We start from the raw sequence: 16,973 nt of genomic DNA on the forward strand, positions 1-16,973 counted from the left end.
AAGCGGGAACCTGGAATCCAGAGATAAAATGAGGAGTTTTTCTAATCAACAGACTGGATCCCGGATCCACGTCCGGGATGACAACTACAACAACCGATCCCGTAACCCTGCGGGCCGCCAAGCACTACGGGATGACAACTTTATGAAAAAAGAAAGTCATCCTGAACGGGCGGCCCGCAGGGTTTCAGGATCTACCTCTTGGGTTGTTTGCCGTGCGGCCACTTGTGCTAGTGGGGTCATTCCCGAGTGTTTTAGTCGGGAATCTGTTGTTGCGAAACGACGAGATTCCGTACAGAAACCTTACGGAATGACGTCTGCTTGGGGTGGCCGCACGGCAAGCGCGGGTTTTACCTTGATTGAACTTTTAGTCGTTGTTCTCATTATCGGCATTTTAGCGGCGGTGGCTCTGCCGCAATACCAAAAAGCCGTTACCAAGGCGCGGTTTGCTACAATTCGTACCGTAGTGGAAAATTTGTACCAGGCGGAAGAAATATTTTATTTAGCAAACGGCTATTACCAAGCCAATACGGATTTATTGGATTTTGACTACAAGGGGCGTTGCACTGGAACTGATGTGCTGACTTGTGATAAATGGTTTGTTGTGGATATTCTGGGTGGCGCTGGTGTGGTTACCAACCCAGATTCTTTGTATATTAATGCGTACTATTGCCCCAAAGTGCAAGCGGGGGCAAGTTGCGGGAATAATGCGGAATTTGTGTACACGCATTATTTGGCACACTCTTCTAAACCCGGGCAAACGACTTGCGTAGGTTATACTACAGAAGGAAAAGCCTTTTGTAAAAGTTTCCAATAAAAAGCCCCCGCCATTAAAGCGGGGGTTTTGCAAAAAATGTTTTGCTTACTCAATAATGCCGCCGCCGAGGACAATGTCCCCGTTGTACATTACGGCGGATTGCCCCGCGGTAATGGACATTTGCGGCTCCGCAAATTCGGCTTCTATGCGCCCGTTTTCCAATACGCACACGGAGGCTTTGGCCGGGGTATGCAAGTTGCGGATTTTAATTTCGCAGGTAAATTCCTGTGCTGGGGCTTCTCCGGCTACCCAACTCACGCGCTGTGCCGTCAGTTTTTGGGAGTATAACGCTTCCTTGGGGCCGATAACCACTTGGTTTTTGACAGCATCCAAGCGGACGACATACATCGGCGTTTTAAAGCCGCTAATGCCCAAACCTTTGCGTTTGCCAATGGTATAGTGCCATAAGCCTTCGTGGCGGGCAACTACTTGGCCGTCCAGCGTAACGATATCGCCCGGCTTGCTGGGGAAGTTTAACAAATCGTTATAATCCCCGCAGTAAAAGTCCTGGCTGTCCTCTTTGTCGGCCACTTCCAGCCCGGCCTTGCGCGCGATTTCGCGGATGGCGGGTTTGGTCATTTCGCCCAACGGAAACAGCACGCGGGAAAGTTGCCGCTGGGTTAAGCGGTGTAAAAAGTAACTTTGGTCGCGCGATAAATCCTTGGCCTTTTTGAGCAAATATTTGCCCGTTTTTTCGTCAAACTCCACGCGGGCATAGTGTCCGGTGGCAAATTTATCAAATTTAATGCCTTGCTTTTCGGCGGCGCTGGGCAGAACGCCGAATTTAATCAAACTGTTGCACAGCACGCACGGGTTCGGCGTGCGCCCGCAGGAGTATTCCAGGCGGAAGTTATCCAGCACGGCGCGGCGGTACGGGTCCCGGCAGTCCACTTTTACAAAATCAATGCCCAAGTGCTTGGCGATTTTCTCCACCTCTTCCAGGTCTTCTTTTTCCGGCGCCAAGCAGGCGTTTTTGTGATACGGCCCCTCGGGGACCGGGAGCGACGGGTCCCATACAATCATCGTAGCGCCAATGACGTGGTAACCCTTGTCTTTTAAAATAACGGCCGAAGCGGCGGAATCTACCCCGCCGGAGAGGCCGATTAGGATTGTCTCTTTTTCCATCAATTCCCTCTTTGTGTTAAATTGTACTTTAGGTTGAAAGCCAAAAGGACACTATATTATAGTATTTCCCCTTGTGCAAACGCTACCTTCAATAAAAAATACCCGGCGGGTGGCCGGGTATTAAATCAGTTGTTTTGGTTTTGCTCCGCCGCGGGGACGGGGGCTGAAACCTCGTGATTGGCGGGATTATTGTTATACAATTTACGCACGGAGGGGTAAATCTTCTTAAACGCCGCCACAATGTGCGGGTCAAACGATTTGCCGGATTCCTCTAAAATATACGCGTAGGCGTCGTCAGTTTTCCACGCTTTTTTATACACGCGGAACATACACAGCGCGTCAAATACGTCGGCCACTGTTACAATGCGGGCCTCTATCGGTATTTCCTCGCCCTTTAAGCCCTTGGGGTAGCCCGAGCCGTTCCACTTTTCGTGGTGGTAAAGACTCATCTTGTGTGCGATTTTAAGCACCTGAGAGTGTGCCCCTTCCAAAATGCGCCCGCCGTAAATGGTGTGCGATTTCATAATTTCAAACTCTTCGGGGGTCAGTTTGCCGGGTTTTAGCAAAATGTTGTCCGCCAAGGCTACTTTGCCGATATCGTGCAAGGGGCTGGCGTTTTTGATAAGTTCGGCATCGTGCTTGTTAAGCCCCAGCGCCAAGGCCAGCAAGTAAGAAATAATGCTGATGTTTTTTAAGTGGGCGCGGGTGTCCTGCTGGTCGCGGTATTCGGCGGTAACGGCTAGGCGGTAAATGGTTTCTAACTGGGCCACGTGGACATCTTGGTACAGTTTGGCAATTTCAATCGCGCTGCCCGCCAAGGTGGCAAGCAGGAGCAAAATGCCCTCGTCTTTTTTATCAAAGGGGGTTCCGTCGGATTTATTGGCTACCTGAAAAACGCCCAGCACTTTGCCGGAGTTGTTTTTAAGCGGAATAGCCAGCATAGAGTGCGTGCGGAAATCGGTTACCATATCCACATCCATAGAGAAGCGCGGGTCCTCGTAGGCGTTGGGCAGGTTGACGGTTTCACCCGTGCGGGCCACCAAAGAAATGACCCCGTTACCGTTAAGCGGCACGCGGATTTCGGTATGTTCCAAGCCGCGCCCTTGGGCGATTTTGGACCAAAGTTCGTTTTTTTCTACGTCTTTTATGTAAATGGTGCACCGCCCGACATCCAACATTTTGGTAATTTGTTGTGCGATGATGTCCAGCAGTTTATCAAGGCGGAGTTCGCAGGAGATGCGCGCGCCAAATTCCACCAGTAAGTTTAACTTTTCCTCGGCGGAAAGTTTGCCGTTTTCCGGCCTAAATGATTCCATATGCTTCTCACCCGTTCAAACGTACGAAGTGGTCTGCCTTGGCTGATGGATAAAATTTCTTCAAATAAAAATTTAATTCCAAGGCGGACAGCCCTGACAATGTAAACACAGTCCCTGTCTGTGTCCGGGCGGCGCTTTGCACGGCGCGGAGCCAAACTTCGGGAGCGCGGTTAAACCGTACAAAACTGTAACCGAACGCGGGAGCATCCGCATCCTTATACAAACACTCTACAAAATTTTTTTTAAAAAGTGTCTTTAAAATTGTTTGCGCTTTATCAAACGCTTTTCCCTCGCGCAGAAAGAGGGCTCCTTTGTCTAACCGAACGGGGGCGTTTTTAAAGGCTTCCGCGTTTGCCGGATTACGGGGCAGGATATCCGTAACAAATTTAAGTTGCTTGGCAAACTCTTGCGCTTGGCGGCGGTGCTTGGCCCACGCAGCAAAGAGTTGCGGGGCACGCAACAGGAATAAATATACGTCTATGCTGTCCGTTAAAAGGGGGAGTTGTCCGGCCTTTTGCCAGCGGGCAATTAAGCGTTTGACCGCGCGGCGGCTTTGGCGTACGTCCCCATACACATAATCAAACAGGCCGCTGGGCGTGTTTGTCCATAGGACAGTGCGGTACTTTTGGTTGGCGGCTTTTAAAACGCTTGCAGCCAAGTCAGGCGTGCAAAATTCCGCTTCCAAGGACGGCAAATAAATAAGCGTGGGCTTTTCGGGTGCAGCGGAAATGCCTTGTTCTCTAAGCACTTTTGCTAATGACGGTGTGCGGCGCGGGAGCAGTTGGGTAACATAGTTTACCCAGCCAAACCCAACTAAGCGGGATATACCCGTCTTGCGCGCCAAAAAGATAAGTCCGCAAGAGCGCAAGAACGCCCCCAACCGTACCGCGCGGCTAAACAAACGCGGGTACGGGGTGCGCCAAGAAAGGAGCGTAAACAGCGTTTTTGGCAGCGTATTTAGTTGCAGGGTGCGGCGCAGTTCCAGCATATGCTCGGCGGTTGGAATTTTGCCCGCACAGGCCTGCGTGCAACGCCCGCAAAGCAGACAGGAGTTGACGGCTCTTGCGAGCAATTCTCGGTTCTTTTTTACGTCCAGTTTTTTTTCGGCAATCAGGCGCGCCAGTTGGTTGCGCCCGCGGGGGGAAAAGGTTTCCTCTCCCGTCAGCCAATAGGTCGGGCAGGTCTGCTGGCAACTGCCGCAACGGTTGCAAGAGCAAAGGGAATCGTACACGCTCCGCTCGCCAAACGGCGTATCTATCAGCGTTAAGTGGCGTTTGGAGTGCAAGGGGTCTAACTGCGGAGGAATAAAATCAAACATTTGTTTCTCCTGCTAAAACGGGGAAGAGATCCCCGGGGTCTAACTGCTTTTTAATAGCCCCCCAAGGCAAATTGCCACTAGCGCGCACGAACGGCTTTTCCGGCGCGGTGGGTACGGGCCTGGCGTAAATTTTAAAGGTCAGTTGGGTTACTATCCCTAGGGTGCCTTGTGAACCCGCAAACAGGCGGGTTAGGTGGTATCCGGCGGCGTTCTTCATTAATTTGCCGCCGTAGCGGACATACGACCCGTCCGGCAACAGAGCTTCCAGTCCCAAAACTTGCGCATAGAAGGACGGCAGACAACCCGAGCAAAAGGCCCCGCCCAGCGTACCTTTGCTGTCCGGCAGAACGCTGTAAACGCCCGCCTGCTTTAAGGCGCGCGCCAAGGTTTTTATGGCCACGCCCGCTTCGGCAGTTACGGTGTAATTGGTTTTATCAATTTCCAAAATGCGGTTTAGCGTTTGAGTGGATATTATATTGGCGGCCTTTGTTTTTAAGCGGGAATTTTCCCCGGTAATCAGGCAAGGCGCGTGCGCGTTTTTGCGCATTAAAATTTTGTCCGCCAGTTGCTTGATAGCGGGGGATAAAGCCGCTTGCGCACGGGCTTTTTCATCGTAATTTACCGGGATTAATTTAAGCGGGTTGGCTAAATTTTCCGGGTCTAAGGCTTTTTTAATTTGCGTGAAAAGGTCCAAGGTTGGCTTATCGTACTGATAAGCCATTACGGAGCGTTTTTCCACACCTATGCCGTGCTCGCCCGATACGGTGCCGCCGCAATCCACACACGCCTGCAAAATTTCTTTTAGCGCGCGGGTTACGCGGACGGTGTCTGGGCGGTTGCGTTCGTCAAAAACAATCTGTGGGTGAAAATTGCCATCCCCCGCGTGAAAAAGCAGGCTTGCGTAAATGTGCTGTTCGTCCAAAATACGCCGTACCTTGGCAAGTGCGCGGGGCAGTTCGCTTCTGGGCACGGTGCCGTCGCCCACCATTACGTTGGGGGCCAGCCGCGCCATTGCCGCATAAGCCGCCCGTCTGCCGAACCATAAGCGTTGGCGTTCGGCTTCCGTCTTGGCGGGCAAAAATTTAAGCGAGTGGTTTTTAAGGCAAATTTCTTCCAACTGTTTTTCCTGCTCATCAATTTCGGCGGGCGTGCCGTCCAACTCCAAAATAAGCAGGGCCTTGGCGTCCAGCGGGTAGCCCGCGTGGGCAAATTCCTCCACGGCGCGGGTGGTGATGTCGTCCATTGCTTCCACGCACCGCGGAATAATGCCTTCGGCCGCCAAATCGCTGACGGTTTGTACGCTGTCCGCCAGCGATGGGAAAGTTACTAAAAAGGTTTTAATGTGCTTGGCTGCGGGCAGGATTTTTACCTTTAATTGTTTAATTACGCCGAGCGTCCCCTCACTCCCCGCAATAAGCCCGATAAAATCGGGGCCGCTGTCTTGGCGGGACAAGTGAATTTCCGTACCGTTTGGCATTACAAAATCTACTTCCAAAACGTGGTCAATCGTGCCGCCGTATTTCATACAGCGCGCGCCGCTTGCGTTTTGGGCTAAGTTGCCGCTTAACGAGCAAACGCGCTCGCTGGCCGGATCCGGCGCGTAAAAAAAGCCAAGCGGTGCAAGGGCGTCCTGTAAGTCGCCCCCAGTAACGCCGGGCTCCACTAGCGCAAAACCTGCCTGGGTGTTTATTTGCAAAATCTTGTTTAGCGGAGCTACATTTAAAATAACGCCCCCGTTTAAGGCGGCGCAACTGCCCGCGTGGTTGGTGGCGCTTGCGCGCGGCACAAAAGGAATATGATAGCGGTATAACACCTTTAATACCGGGGCGATGACATCCGCCCGGCGCAAATGGATAAGCGCGTCCGGCCGCGTGCGGGATAAAGAACAATCATATGCGTAAACGGAAAGGGAAACCTCATCGGTCAGCAGGTTTTCTTTACCCACTATTTTTATAAGTTCTGTAAAAGCGGCAGACGGTATTTTCATAAAGTAATGCAAATTTTACACGGACAAGCGTGAACTTTTTGTATATTATTATTATATTATTTGTGTAAGGGACAAAACCAATGCAAACCCAAAAGAACCCCAAGCGCGTAGTGGTAGTGGGCGATGTACACGGCCAGTTTGACCCGTTTGTCAAAATTTTGCGCCACGCAAAACTGATAGACGCTCAAAACAACTGGTGCGGCGGGCACGACCGTTTGGTGCAAATGGGGGATATCTTTGACAGAGGGCCCTTTTCCCGCAAGGTAGATGACTTGTTGGATACTATCCAGCAGCAGGCCAAGGCGGCGGGCGGAGAAGTGGTACGACTGGTGGGCAACCACGAGTTGGAGCCACTGTTGTCCAACTTTGTTATTTCCGGGTTTAGCAAAGAGGAAGCCCAATTTATGCGCGAGAAAATGACCCGCCAAGTGCTCTGCGGCGATTTACGCGCGGCGTATGCCTATAAGGGGTATCTGTTCACGCACGCGGGCGTAACGCGCAAACTGTACCGTATTTTCCAAATGCAGTTGGACGAGCCCAGTTCCAACAATTTGGCGGTACTGATTAACCTGATTTTTAAAGAATCCATTAAGCACGAATTTTTTAAGCACCCTATTTTTAACATTAGCATCCACCGCAAAGGGGTGGACCGCTTTGGCGGGATTTTTTGGGAGGATTTGGATGATTTGGTGGCCTCTTATCCCGTCAGCCCGGTATGGCAGATTGTGGGACACACACAGGTGGTGCATATCGTGGTGGATAAGACGGCGCGGATTATCCCAGTGGATGTGGGGCTGCACCGCAAACTGCAATATTTAACGCTGGACGAAAAGGGTGTACCCCAAATAGTGGACGTGCCCGATGACTGCCCGGCAGAGGATTAAATAAAAACAGCGGACGTTTTAAAGCGTCTGCTGTTTTTTGTGTACTAAAAGTTTATTTGGCCAGGACGGCAGAAATAATTTTTTCGGCTTGGCGGTCCATTTCCGCGCGGTCCTTGGGTGCGTGGTCGTCCATACCCGACAGGTGTAGGGCCCCGTGCGTAACGTACATCATCATTTCCTGCAAATAGGTGTGCCCAAAGGTTTTGGCGTTTTTGCGTGCGACTTGGTAACACACAAAAATATCGCCAAACTCCCACGGTTCGCCCGTATCAAACGGGGGCCGCTCGTTATTAAATGAAATCACATCCGTTACATAGTGGTGGTCCAAAAATTCCTCGTTTACGCGCAGAATTTCCTTCTCGTCCACAAAAATCACGTTTACTTCAATGTTTTGTTTGGCGAATTGTTTGAGTCCGCGCTCCAAACAGGCTTTAAAAAGCCCTGTTTTGCGCAGGTATTTGGGAATATCGGTATTGTAAAAAATATGTGAAATCATTTTGTTTTTCCTGTATGTTTTTTATCCCACTTGTCGTAAGCGGAAACAATGTCTTTTACCAGCGGGTGGCGCACGACGTCCTCGCCCGTGAACTCCACAAACGCAACGCCCTTTACCTTGGCTAATACTTCGGCCGCTTGCAAGAGCCCGCTTTCCTTTTTGTTGGGCAGGTCAATTTGCGAAAGGTCGCCGTTTACAATCATTTTAGAACCAATGCCCATACGAGTTAAAAACATCTTCATTTGAGCGGGCAACGTATTTTGGGCCTCGTCCAAGATGATAAACGCACGCTCCAAGGTGCGCCCGCGCATATAGGCCAGCGGGACGATTTCCAAAATGTTGTTGTATTTAAGCGAGTTAAATTTTTCCATACCCAGCATAGAATAAAACGAATCGTAAATAGGCCGCAAATACGGGTCCACCTTTTCTTCTATGTCGCCCGGCAAAAAGCCCAGTTTTTCGCCCGCTTCCACAATCGGGCGCGTAACCACAATGCGCTCCGTCATCCCCAGTTCCAGCGCGCGCAAGGCGCACGCACAAGCCAGAAAGGTTTTGCCCGTTCCGGCAGGCCCGGAGGAAATGACGAGGTCGTTGGCAAAGACGGCTTCAATGTATTTCTTTTGGTTTTCGCTGCGGGCTTCCACGGGTTTGGCGTGTTCGGGGCGGAAGACGATGTTATCCACGAACGGGCGGTTGTCTTTCACCAAATCAAGCGGTTTCTTTTCGGCGTTTAGCGCAAGGTCCTTTTGCAGTTTGGCTAGGGCCTTATCCACGCGGGAGTTGGTGCCCTTTACGGACAGTTCGGCTCCCGCGCCGTCCTCATCATACTTTACAAAAACGGTTACTTTGAAGTTTTTTTCAAGCGCGCGGAGTTTGCGGTCCTGGATGCCGAGCGCAATTAAAATTTCTTCTTGATTTTTTAGTTTTAGGGTTTTAATCATATACAAAAAAGCGCGGCCTGTAAGCCGCGCTTTCGGTTAGAATTTGCTCTTGCCGCGCGGGATAACCACAATGCCCGAGGGGTCAATGTAGTATTTTTGCGAGTCGGCTTCCGTATCGTGCCCAATGGTTTGCTTGGGGGCGATAGTGTTAAAGCGGTCCATAATTACCTTTTTGAGTTTTGCGCCCGCCTTAATTTCGCAATTATCCATAATCACGCAGCCTTCCAATTCGGCTCCTTCGCCAATGGTTACGCTGTCGCTGATTACGCAGTTCTTAATTTTGGCCTTGGGGTGAATAATGCACCCGTCCCCAATCATAGAATTGACCACAGTCCCACCCAAGTATTTGGTGGCCGGCACGCGGTTTAGCGTGGTGCTGATAGGCCATTGGGGGTTGTTGAGGTCCAGTTTGGGTTTGGGGCCCAAAAGGTCCATATTGGTCTGCCAAAACGATTCAATCGTGCCCACATCGCGCCAATAGCCTTGCTCTTCGTACGGTTTTGCGCCGGGGAGCGTTTGGCTTTGAAAGTTGTAGGCAAAGGTACGGTGGTCCGCCAAGATTTTGGGCAAAATGTGTTTGCCAAAGTCCAAGGCGGGCACGTCGCAGAAGCGTTTTTGCAAGACCTGCAACAATACGTCCGTGTTAAAAATGTAGTTACCCATAGAGGCGTAGGCCGCTTTGGGGTTACCCGGAATACACTTGGGGTGGGCGGGCTTTTCGTCAAACTGCACGATGCGGCCCGTTTCGTCCGTACCCAACACGCCAAAGGCCGAAGCCTGTTCCAGCGGCACGGTGTTGGCGGCCACGGTAACGTCCGCCTTGTTCTTTAAGTGGTAATCCACCATTTGCCGTACGTCCATACGGTAAATATGGTCCGCGCCGAAGATGGCTACCAAATCGGGCGCGAAGTCCTTCACCAAGTTGATGTTTTGGCGTACGGAGTCCGCCGTACCGCGGTACCAAATTTCGCCCAAGCGCATTTGCGGCGGCACGCAGGTTAAAAAATGGTCCGGGATGATACCTTCGCTTCGCCAAGTGGTGCGCAGGTATTCAATTAAACTTTGCGATAAATATTGCACCAGCACATAAGAGGAAAAAATCCCCGAATTGACGAAGTTGGACAATACAAAATCTACGATTCTGTACTTGCCCCCGAACGGGACGGAAGGTTTGGAGCGGTCCTTTGTCAGCGGATAAAGGCGTTCGCCCTTGCCCCCGGCCATAATCATACCGAGTATTCTCATAAATGTTTCCCTTTTTAGTTAGACTTAATTATTCGGAGCCTAACGGCAGTTGTTTGTTTAACGATTCAAACGCTTCCCACGACCACGGCATTTTTTCCGCCACGATTTTGGCGATTTCATCCGCATACACGCGGATTTCCTTCTGGGCGTGTTTGTCGGTGCGCAAGCATAAAAAGTTAAACAAACTGCGGGCGTTTACGCTCCAATAAAATTGGGTATATTGGCACACGGGCAATACGCCGCGGGCCATTTCGCGCGCGACGCCGGCTTCCAAGAGTTTGTGGTAAGCGGCGTAAGAGGCTTCTACGCTGGCCTCGTAAATTTTGCGCAGGGCTTCGTTGTCTAATTGGGAATCGGCCACGGAGCCTTGTTTGTTTTTGGTGTCCTGACCGCGGAATTTAGACGGAATATAAAATTCATCCTTTACTTCGGTATAGCGGGCGCTGACTTCGTTGTAAGAGCCCCAGCGGTGGCGCATCCATTGGCGCGCGACATAAATCGGGCAGCAGATATGAAATTGGAAATAGCAATGTTCAAATGGCGTGTGGTGGGCGTGCTCCATTAAATATTTAATGAGGCGTTTGTCCTGCTCCGGGCCTTTGGATACAGCCCCGAACGATACGCGGGCCGCCTGTACGGCGCGGTCGTCGCCCCCCATAAAATCTACCAAGCGCACAAAGCCCTTGTCCAACACGTTGATTTTTTCACTAGATTGTGGCACGAGTATTTCTCCTGATTATTTAAAAATTTCCACGACGGAACTGTTCCCGTCCGGCAGCACTTCGGCGGCCAAAACGGCGCTGTCCGTGCAGGCGGTGTCATATACCACGCCGTCCAATTCTACCGTGTCGGTAACGGACAGGCGGCCCTTTTCAAAGGTCAAAAAATGTATTTTGCCGTTTTGGTATTGGCCAAAAGTGTCAGACAAAATGCCTAATTTGGATACGTTTTCCACCGCTGCAAAGGCGGCGTTCCCCTCCGGCCCAAAGACTTGGACGGACGGATAAAATTTCAAAATCTCTTGCTTATATTTTACACGATTTGGAGCCCCGGCGAACAAATCTTTGCTTTCGGCCCGCTTTCCGGTAGAAAGCACCAAGCGCAAACGCCCGTTGGAAGAAGTGTAAACCGTGTTTTGGGCGGTGGCGGTTTCCACCGCGTAACGGTTGACGCCCGTCAGCCAGTTGCGGTAGGTGCTTATTGTTTCTTTGGTGGGGGTAAATTTGCCGTCCGTATAGGCGAGCAAGCGGGCGTTGCCCGGATAGATGCCCGACACAAACGGCTTTTGGAGCCAAATTTGCTTGCTTTGTCCGCATCCCAGTTCTTTGGCAAAATAGGATAAATTGGCAATTTCCTTTAAGGCTCCGTCTTGGTTTTCCAGTACGGCGGTGGAAATGGTTTTACGGTTTTCGTCAAAATACGAAACGAAGATTTGGGCTTTATTATCCTTTACTGGGGCGGCCGATATGGCTAGGGCGCGTTTGGCGGCGGGTAAGGCAAAGGACATTTCTTCTTTTAAGGCACCTTTTTCCCCGCGGGTCCATACGGTTACTTGGCCTTTGTTGGAAAGGGTAATAAAATTATTTTTGCCCGTTACGTTGGCTTCGGTTACGCCGATAACTTCCTGCTCCACAGGTTCATATACGGTTTTGCGGTGTGTGGAGATTTTGTCGGCTTCTTGCGTGGCGGCGGGGAGTGCCTGCTGGGTGGGTGCTGTGGCGGTTAAAACAACTTCCTGCCCTACGGCAATGCGTTTGTCCTCTTCCGTTTCGCCAACGGCGTAGAGCGGCTGGACTTCCACGATTTTGCCCTCTTGGGAATAGTTATAAACAAGCCCCAAATCTTTCCCGGTTTTGGGGTTGGTTAATTTTTCGGAAGAGAGGATAACCTTAAACAAGTCGCCTTTTTGCACATTGCGGTTTAAAGAGGACGTGTCCAAGTACACCTTGTTACCGTCCACGCGGACGACCATTACTTGCGCCTGTAAAAAGGCGGGAAACAAAAGAAAAGCGGTAAGCATAAATAAAAATTTATTTTTCATATAATAATGGTATAGCATTTTTGCCCGGAGTGAACAATGAAAAAAAATAACTTTGCCGATTTAGTAGAAACCTTTGCCATTTTGCGCGGCCCCAACGGTTGCCCGTGGGATAAAAAGCAAACCCACGAAAGTTTGATTAAATGTTTGCAAAACGAATCGCAGGAACTGATTGACGCCATTAACAAGAAAGACGACGAAAATATGAAGGAAGAGTTGGGCGATGTGCTGTTGCAGGTATTAATGCACAGCCAGATTGCGGCGGAAGAGGGTAAATTTACCATTGACGACGTTATCCAAGGCTTATATGATAAACTCCACCGCCGCCACCCGCACGTGTTTGGCGACCACGCCCACGCCGCAAGTGCCGAGGAAGCCCTTGCCCTGTGGAAGGAAGCCAAACGCAAAGAACGCGAAGGGAAATAAAGGCAACGGCTGGTGTTTTGCCGTTTTTTCAAGTGTTTGACACGGTGTAGGGTTGCGTGGACGGTTTCAGAATTTACTTGATGGGTTACTTACCAAAAAAGGAGTTTCTGTGTCATCCCCGAGTGTTTTAGTCGGGGATCTGTCGTTTTACAAGAGAACGATAACAGCAAACAACAGATTCCCGACTACGACCTTCGGGAATGACTAGGGGGAGAAGGATCCTTATTAATAGAACTAGCAGTGGTGTCAGGTTGAGCCTGCTTTTTATTTGAGACTTTGCAGAAAGAGTGTGGTCCCAAGTAATCATTAGAGCGCGCATAGAGTCGCGGCGCGCAGCGTACGGCCCGGAGGGCCTTTTACTAACTAAATTATATGCAGGACTAGACGCGAGGGAGGGAGGAATACTGGCGGAAACGCGCGCGGAACAAAACTACGCAACTTTGCAGAAAGAGTGTGGCTCAACTAATCAGTAGAGAGCACATAGAGTTCCCTGGCCCGGAAGGCCTTTTACTAACTAAATTATATGCAGGACTAGGCGCGAGTGAGGAAGGAATACTGGCGGAAACGCGCGGGAAACAAAACTGCGCGACTTTGCAGAAAGAGTGTGGCTCAACTAATCAGCAGAGCGTGCATAGAATTCCCCGGCCTGGAAGGCCTAAAAAAACCCCCGCATATTATTTCGGGGGTTTAGCTCATTAGTGTCATTACTATGTTCCTCTTTCCTAGGGAGTCTCCGTCTCCGGGTCTTATGCAATAGGAAAACACACTGTGCTCTCACAACTGCAACCAAGGATATCGGGCTGTTCCCAAGTACTTTGTACTATTACTATAAGCCTATTTTTCCATTTTTCAAGGCCTATTTTTATATGGGCCCTTTTTATTAAAAAACCGGAGCCTTTTTAAAGCTCCGGTTTAAATTATTTTTCCCACGCTTCGGCGTGCCCGATAGACGGGATTTCCGCCGGGTGGAAGCGCGGGTCCAACCCTTTTTCTTTTTGTTTGCGGTAGTCGGCAAGTGCGTCAATTACTTGCTTGCGTAAGCGCAAAATAGCGTAAATGTTCATCAGCGCCATAGCCGCCATAAACAAATCCGCTAAGTTCCATACCAGTTTTAATTGCAATACCGCGCCGGAAAGCACCATCAGCGTTACGCCCGTGCGGAAGATGAGCATTACGCTTTTTTTGCGGGAGATAAACTCCACATTTGCCTGCCCGTAGTAATAGTTGCCGATAATAGACGTAAAGGCAAACAGCAGAACGCTGGCCGACAAAAAGTAATTGCCAAAACCACCCAGTTGCGAGGATAAGGCCTTTTGCGTAAGGGCAATCCCTTCCAGCCCTGGGAATTGTTGGTAATCGGAAAGCAACACGATAAAGGCCGTGCAACTGCAAATAACCAAGGTATCAATAAATACACTAAATGCCTGTACATAACCCTGTTTGACCGGGTGCGAGGTGTGTGCGGTGGCGGCGGCGTTAGGCGCACTGCCCATACCGGCTTCGTTGGAAAACAGCCCGCGGCGGGCACCCGTCATAATGGTAGCGCCCAAAGTGCCACCTGCGATGTTGTGCCAACTGAACGCATCGGAAAAGATAAGCCCAAAGATATGGGGCAGTTTATCCAAGTTTAACACCATTACCACAAGCGTTAAGATAATATACGCCCCAGCAAAGATAGGCACAATCACCGCCGAAAAGCGCGCAATGCGTTTCAGCCCGCCAAAGATAATGACGGCGGTCAGAGCGGCCAGCACAAGGCCGCAAACGGACGTATCCAAATGGAAGGTGGTGTTTAGCGATTGGGCAATGGTGTTGGACTGCACAGAGTTAAACACAAAGGCAAACGTCAGCGTGATAATGACGGAAAACGCTAAACCCAGTTTAGGGCTGTGCAGGGCATTCTTCATATAATAGGCAGGTCCGCCTCGGAAATGGGTGCCCGTTTTTACTTTGTGGATTTGGGCGAGGGTACTTTCGGCAAACGCGGAAGCGGAGCCGATGACGGCAATGAGCCACATCCAAAAGATAGCGCCCGGTCCGCCTACGGTAATGGCAATGGCTACGCCAGCGATATTGCCGGTGCCTACGCGTGCGGCGGTACTGATGGCAAAGGCCTGGAAGGGGGAAATGTGCCCCGTGCCGCGGGTTTCTTCGCCGCCGCTTATCATCAGTTTAAGCATTTCTTTGGGGCGGACGAACTGTACGAAGCGGGTGGCAATCGTAAAGTAGAGGCCGGAAAAAATAAGTGCGGCCATAAGCACATATCCCAAAAAACAATCGTTTATAAGGGAGATGGCGTGCGTCAATAATTCAGTCATTAAAACTCCTTATTTATGGGTATTGCGGGTACAATAACAAAACGGGAGTCCTTCAAAAACACATTTTATAGTATAGCGCATTTTGACGGAAAGAGAAACAATTTTTTAATTGAATTTGCGCAACTTGGCGGTAAGCCACTTGTTAAAGAGCCCGTTGCTAACCAGTATCGGCGGGGTGAGGAGAATTGTGGAATAGATAACCGAGCGCGGGATTTTCACACGCTTTTGCGGGTTTAATAAGTCGGGCGTTTGCCACTCTTTTAGCAACGTGTCAGCCGTCCATAATACGGGCCACGCCACAGCGGCGCGTCCGCCCGGCTGTGTTTTGGGCAGTTGGGCAAAGTAGCGCACGGCACTTTTTAGGTTGCTAACGCCCCATAAAATCCATTTGCGTTTGATAGGTTCAAAGCGGGTGGAATTGGCGGGGTCTAATAAATCGGCGGCTGTAAGGCCTGCTTCGGTTAAGTTCTGTTGCGGGAAATAGCACCGCCCGATGCGCAAATCCTTGGGCAGGTCGCGCAGGATATTGACGATTTGCAAGGCATCTCCAATGTGCTGGCCTAGTTCGTAGAACTCCGTTTCCGGCATTTTAATTTTAGAAGTAGCGCAGATGAGGCGGCTCCAAAACAGCCCCGGCTTTCCTCCCATTAAGCGGCAATAGTGTTGCAGGTCCGCTGACGTTTGAAAAGCGCGCAGTCGGGCGGAGTGCTCCTCAGGAAACGCGCTTAAATCAATCTTCATCCCGTCGCAAACCGCTTGTACGACATCCATAATAATAGGCAGTTGCTTGGCGGGTACTTGGTTCAAAACGTGTAAACACGGCGGCAGATTTTTGATAAGTTCCTTTTCGTAGGGGTTTTCGCTCCCGCCGCAAATTTCGCCCGCCAGTTGCGCGGCCTCTTGCAGGTTTTGCTCTTGCAACAGGTGCGGAAAGCGCTCTATCCAATATAGGCGCCGCTGGGCGGGAAGGATAGACGTATCGGCAATAGTGTCGGCATAGCGGCAAAGCAAATAGGCAATGCCAAACGCCGGGCGCATATTGCCGGGGAGCGCCTGGACGCTTAAATACAAACTGCGGGAAGTGTTTTTTAAAAGCGTCTCAATATCCATATATATAAGGATAGCAAATTTAAGGGGCAAAAAATAATTGACACCCCTCAGTAAAAAAAGCATAATATATTTATGCAAATGTTAAACGTAAATTACTGTATTAACCACTATTCCTTTAACCCGATTAATTGGCTAAAGGAAGAAGTTGTTTATGCGGGCGTTTAATGTAATTTGATTTTCTATTTTTAATAGAACCCCGCTTATTAATGAAATAGGCGGGGTTTTTATTTTAACGGTTTCCGGCTTCGGCCGGGAAAAAAATAAAACGGGTACAACAAAATAAAGAAGGCTTGCGTTTATAAGCGCGGCCTTCTTTTTTGTGGGCCGCGGCGGCGGGGGCTTTTTGGTATCCTATATATAAGGATAGCGAATCCGGCGCAAAGAAAAGACTGCTTGACAAGGCGCTCTGGATTAGTTATACTTAATACATAAGGAAACAAAAACGGATTTGTTTCCAGGGAAGTTTTCAAGAACCCTTTTTCAAGTTTTTGAAAAATTAGAAAAATGGGTCTTGATTTTTCTGTCTTTTTTTGTTAGACTATATGAGTAGTCAGAATTGATCTTTTAAATTAGCAAACTTCTTTAAAGTTTTTACCAACCAATTATAAACAGAAAACTTTTTGACAGCGAAACACCTCCTTATATTAGAAAAGGCGACCGGTGGACTGAGCCGAGTCAATCAAGTTAGTTTTATAATAAATAAAGTAAAAACATTGTAGTTAGGTCTTATCCCTTCGGTCCTTAGCGGCCACGACTTCCTTGAATATTCCAAGAAGTACAAAAAGACTTGACAATTTGATTTAAATATGTTTTAATATAAATGTAGTCAGTAAGCATACTACGAGTTTTCAAGAGCTTTTAAAAAACACTTGACAAACCAGATAAAAAAATGCTTAAATAAAAGAGTAGTAAGAGTTAAGCGATTTAAACGAGAGTTTAAAAAGGCTTGACAGAT

General features: G+C 49.7%; 14 protein-coding genes. 3 read left to right on the forward strand and 11 right to left on the reverse strand.

Translation table 11 applies throughout. The features are described 5' to 3' along the window. Positions 1-307: 307 nt before the first annotated feature. Positions 308-814: a type IV pilin protein gene (locus B2118_RS00275; RefSeq protein ID WP_428052284.1), complete on the forward strand. Its 507-nt coding sequence runs from the start codon at positions 308-310 to the stop codon at positions 812-814. Positions 815-859: 45 nt separating this feature from the next. On the opposite strand, the gene mnmA is transcribed toward B2118_RS00275, so the two are convergent. The 4 genes from mnmA to B2118_RS00295 form a co-directional block, all read right to left on the reverse strand. Beyond that, positions 860-1,939: a tRNA 2-thiouridine(34) synthase MnmA gene (mnmA, locus tag B2118_RS00280; protein ID WP_428052286.1), complete on the reverse strand. Its 1,080-nt coding sequence runs from the start codon at positions 1,937-1,939 to the stop codon at positions 860-862. A 125-nt stretch (positions 1,940-2,064) separates the two neighbouring features. Further along, on the reverse strand, positions 2,065-3,255 hold the full coding sequence (locus B2118_RS00285) for an HD domain-containing phosphohydrolase (protein ID WP_428052287.1): 1,191 nt from the start codon (positions 3,253-3,255) through the stop codon (positions 2,065-2,067). 7 nt (positions 3,256-3,262) lie between these two features. Beyond that, positions 3,263-4,573, reverse strand: coding sequence for a 4Fe-4S dicluster domain-containing protein (locus B2118_RS00290; protein ID WP_428052289.1), 1,311 nt, complete (start codon positions 4,571-4,573; stop codon positions 3,263-3,265). Next, positions 4,566-6,560: an FAD-binding oxidoreductase gene (locus B2118_RS00295; protein WP_428052291.1), complete on the reverse strand. Its 1,995-nt coding sequence runs from the start codon at positions 6,558-6,560 to the stop codon at positions 4,566-4,568. The genes B2118_RS00290 and B2118_RS00295 overlap by 8 nt, the downstream gene beginning before the upstream one ends. An 80-nt stretch (positions 6,561-6,640) precedes the next feature. Here B2118_RS00295 and B2118_RS00300 point away from each other — a divergent pair, with 80 nt between their 5' ends. Further along, positions 6,641-7,444, forward strand: a complete 804-nt coding sequence (locus B2118_RS00300; RefSeq protein WP_428052293.1) for a metallophosphoesterase — start codon at positions 6,641-6,643, stop codon at positions 7,442-7,444. Positions 7,445-7,496: 52 nt separating this feature from the next. Here B2118_RS00300 and ybeY read toward each other — a convergent pair whose 3' ends face one another. The 5 genes from ybeY to B2118_RS00325 form a co-directional block, all read right to left on the reverse strand. Continuing rightward, a complete protein-coding gene (gene ybeY, locus B2118_RS00305; RefSeq protein WP_428052295.1) occupies positions 7,497-7,940 on the reverse strand; it encodes an rRNA maturation RNase YbeY in 444 nt (147 codons plus the stop codon). Then, positions 7,937-8,881 carry a PhoH family protein gene (locus B2118_RS00310; protein WP_428052297.1) on the reverse strand — a complete coding sequence of 315 codons (945 nt, stop codon included), beginning with the start codon at positions 8,879-8,881 and terminating at the stop codon, positions 7,937-7,939. The genes ybeY and B2118_RS00310 overlap by 4 nt, the downstream gene beginning before the upstream one ends. 36 nt (positions 8,882-8,917) lie before the next feature. Next, positions 8,918-10,126 (reverse strand): glucose-1-phosphate adenylyltransferase, encoded by a 1,209-nt coding sequence (locus B2118_RS00315; protein WP_428052298.1) that lies wholly within the window; start codon positions 10,124-10,126, stop codon positions 8,918-8,920. 28 nt (positions 10,127-10,154) lie between these two features. Then, the gene (thyX, locus tag B2118_RS00320) at positions 10,155-10,784 is read right to left on the reverse strand and encodes an FAD-dependent thymidylate synthase (RefSeq protein ID WP_428052307.1); all 630 of its coding nucleotides are present in this window, start codon (positions 10,782-10,784) and stop codon (positions 10,155-10,157) included. A gap of 78 nt (positions 10,785-10,862) precedes the next feature. Further along, the gene (locus B2118_RS00325; RefSeq protein ID WP_428052300.1) at positions 10,863-12,167 is read right to left on the reverse strand and encodes a hypothetical protein; all 1,305 of its coding nucleotides are present in this window, start codon (positions 12,165-12,167) and stop codon (positions 10,863-10,865) included. Positions 12,168-12,203: 36 nt separating this feature from the next. Here B2118_RS00325 and B2118_RS00330 point away from each other — a divergent pair, with 36 nt between their 5' ends. Continuing rightward, on the forward strand, positions 12,204-12,590 hold the full coding sequence (locus tag B2118_RS00330) for a MazG family protein (protein WP_428052302.1): 387 nt from the start codon (positions 12,204-12,206) through the stop codon (positions 12,588-12,590). A 917-nt stretch (positions 12,591-13,507) separates the two neighbouring features. On the opposite strand, the gene B2118_RS00335 is transcribed toward B2118_RS00330, so the two are convergent. Both B2118_RS00335 and B2118_RS00340 read right to left on the reverse strand, forming a co-directional pair. Further along, complete coding sequence (locus B2118_RS00335; RefSeq protein WP_428052304.1) at positions 13,508-14,908, reverse strand: alanine/glycine:cation symporter family protein; 1,401 nt, start codon at positions 14,906-14,908, stop codon at positions 13,508-13,510. A 105-nt stretch (positions 14,909-15,013) separates the two neighbouring features. Next, positions 15,014-16,018 (reverse strand): phytoene/squalene synthase family protein, encoded by a 1,005-nt coding sequence (locus B2118_RS00340; protein WP_428052306.1) that lies wholly within the window; start codon positions 16,016-16,018, stop codon positions 15,014-15,016. Positions 16,019-16,973: the final 955 nt, after the last annotated feature.

Origin of the sequence: Candidatus Avelusimicrobium stercoris (assembly GCF_002437085.1) — a bacterium.
GTDB classification, from domain to species: Bacteria; Elusimicrobiota; Elusimicrobia; order Elusimicrobiales; family Elusimicrobiaceae; genus Avelusimicrobium; species Avelusimicrobium stercoris.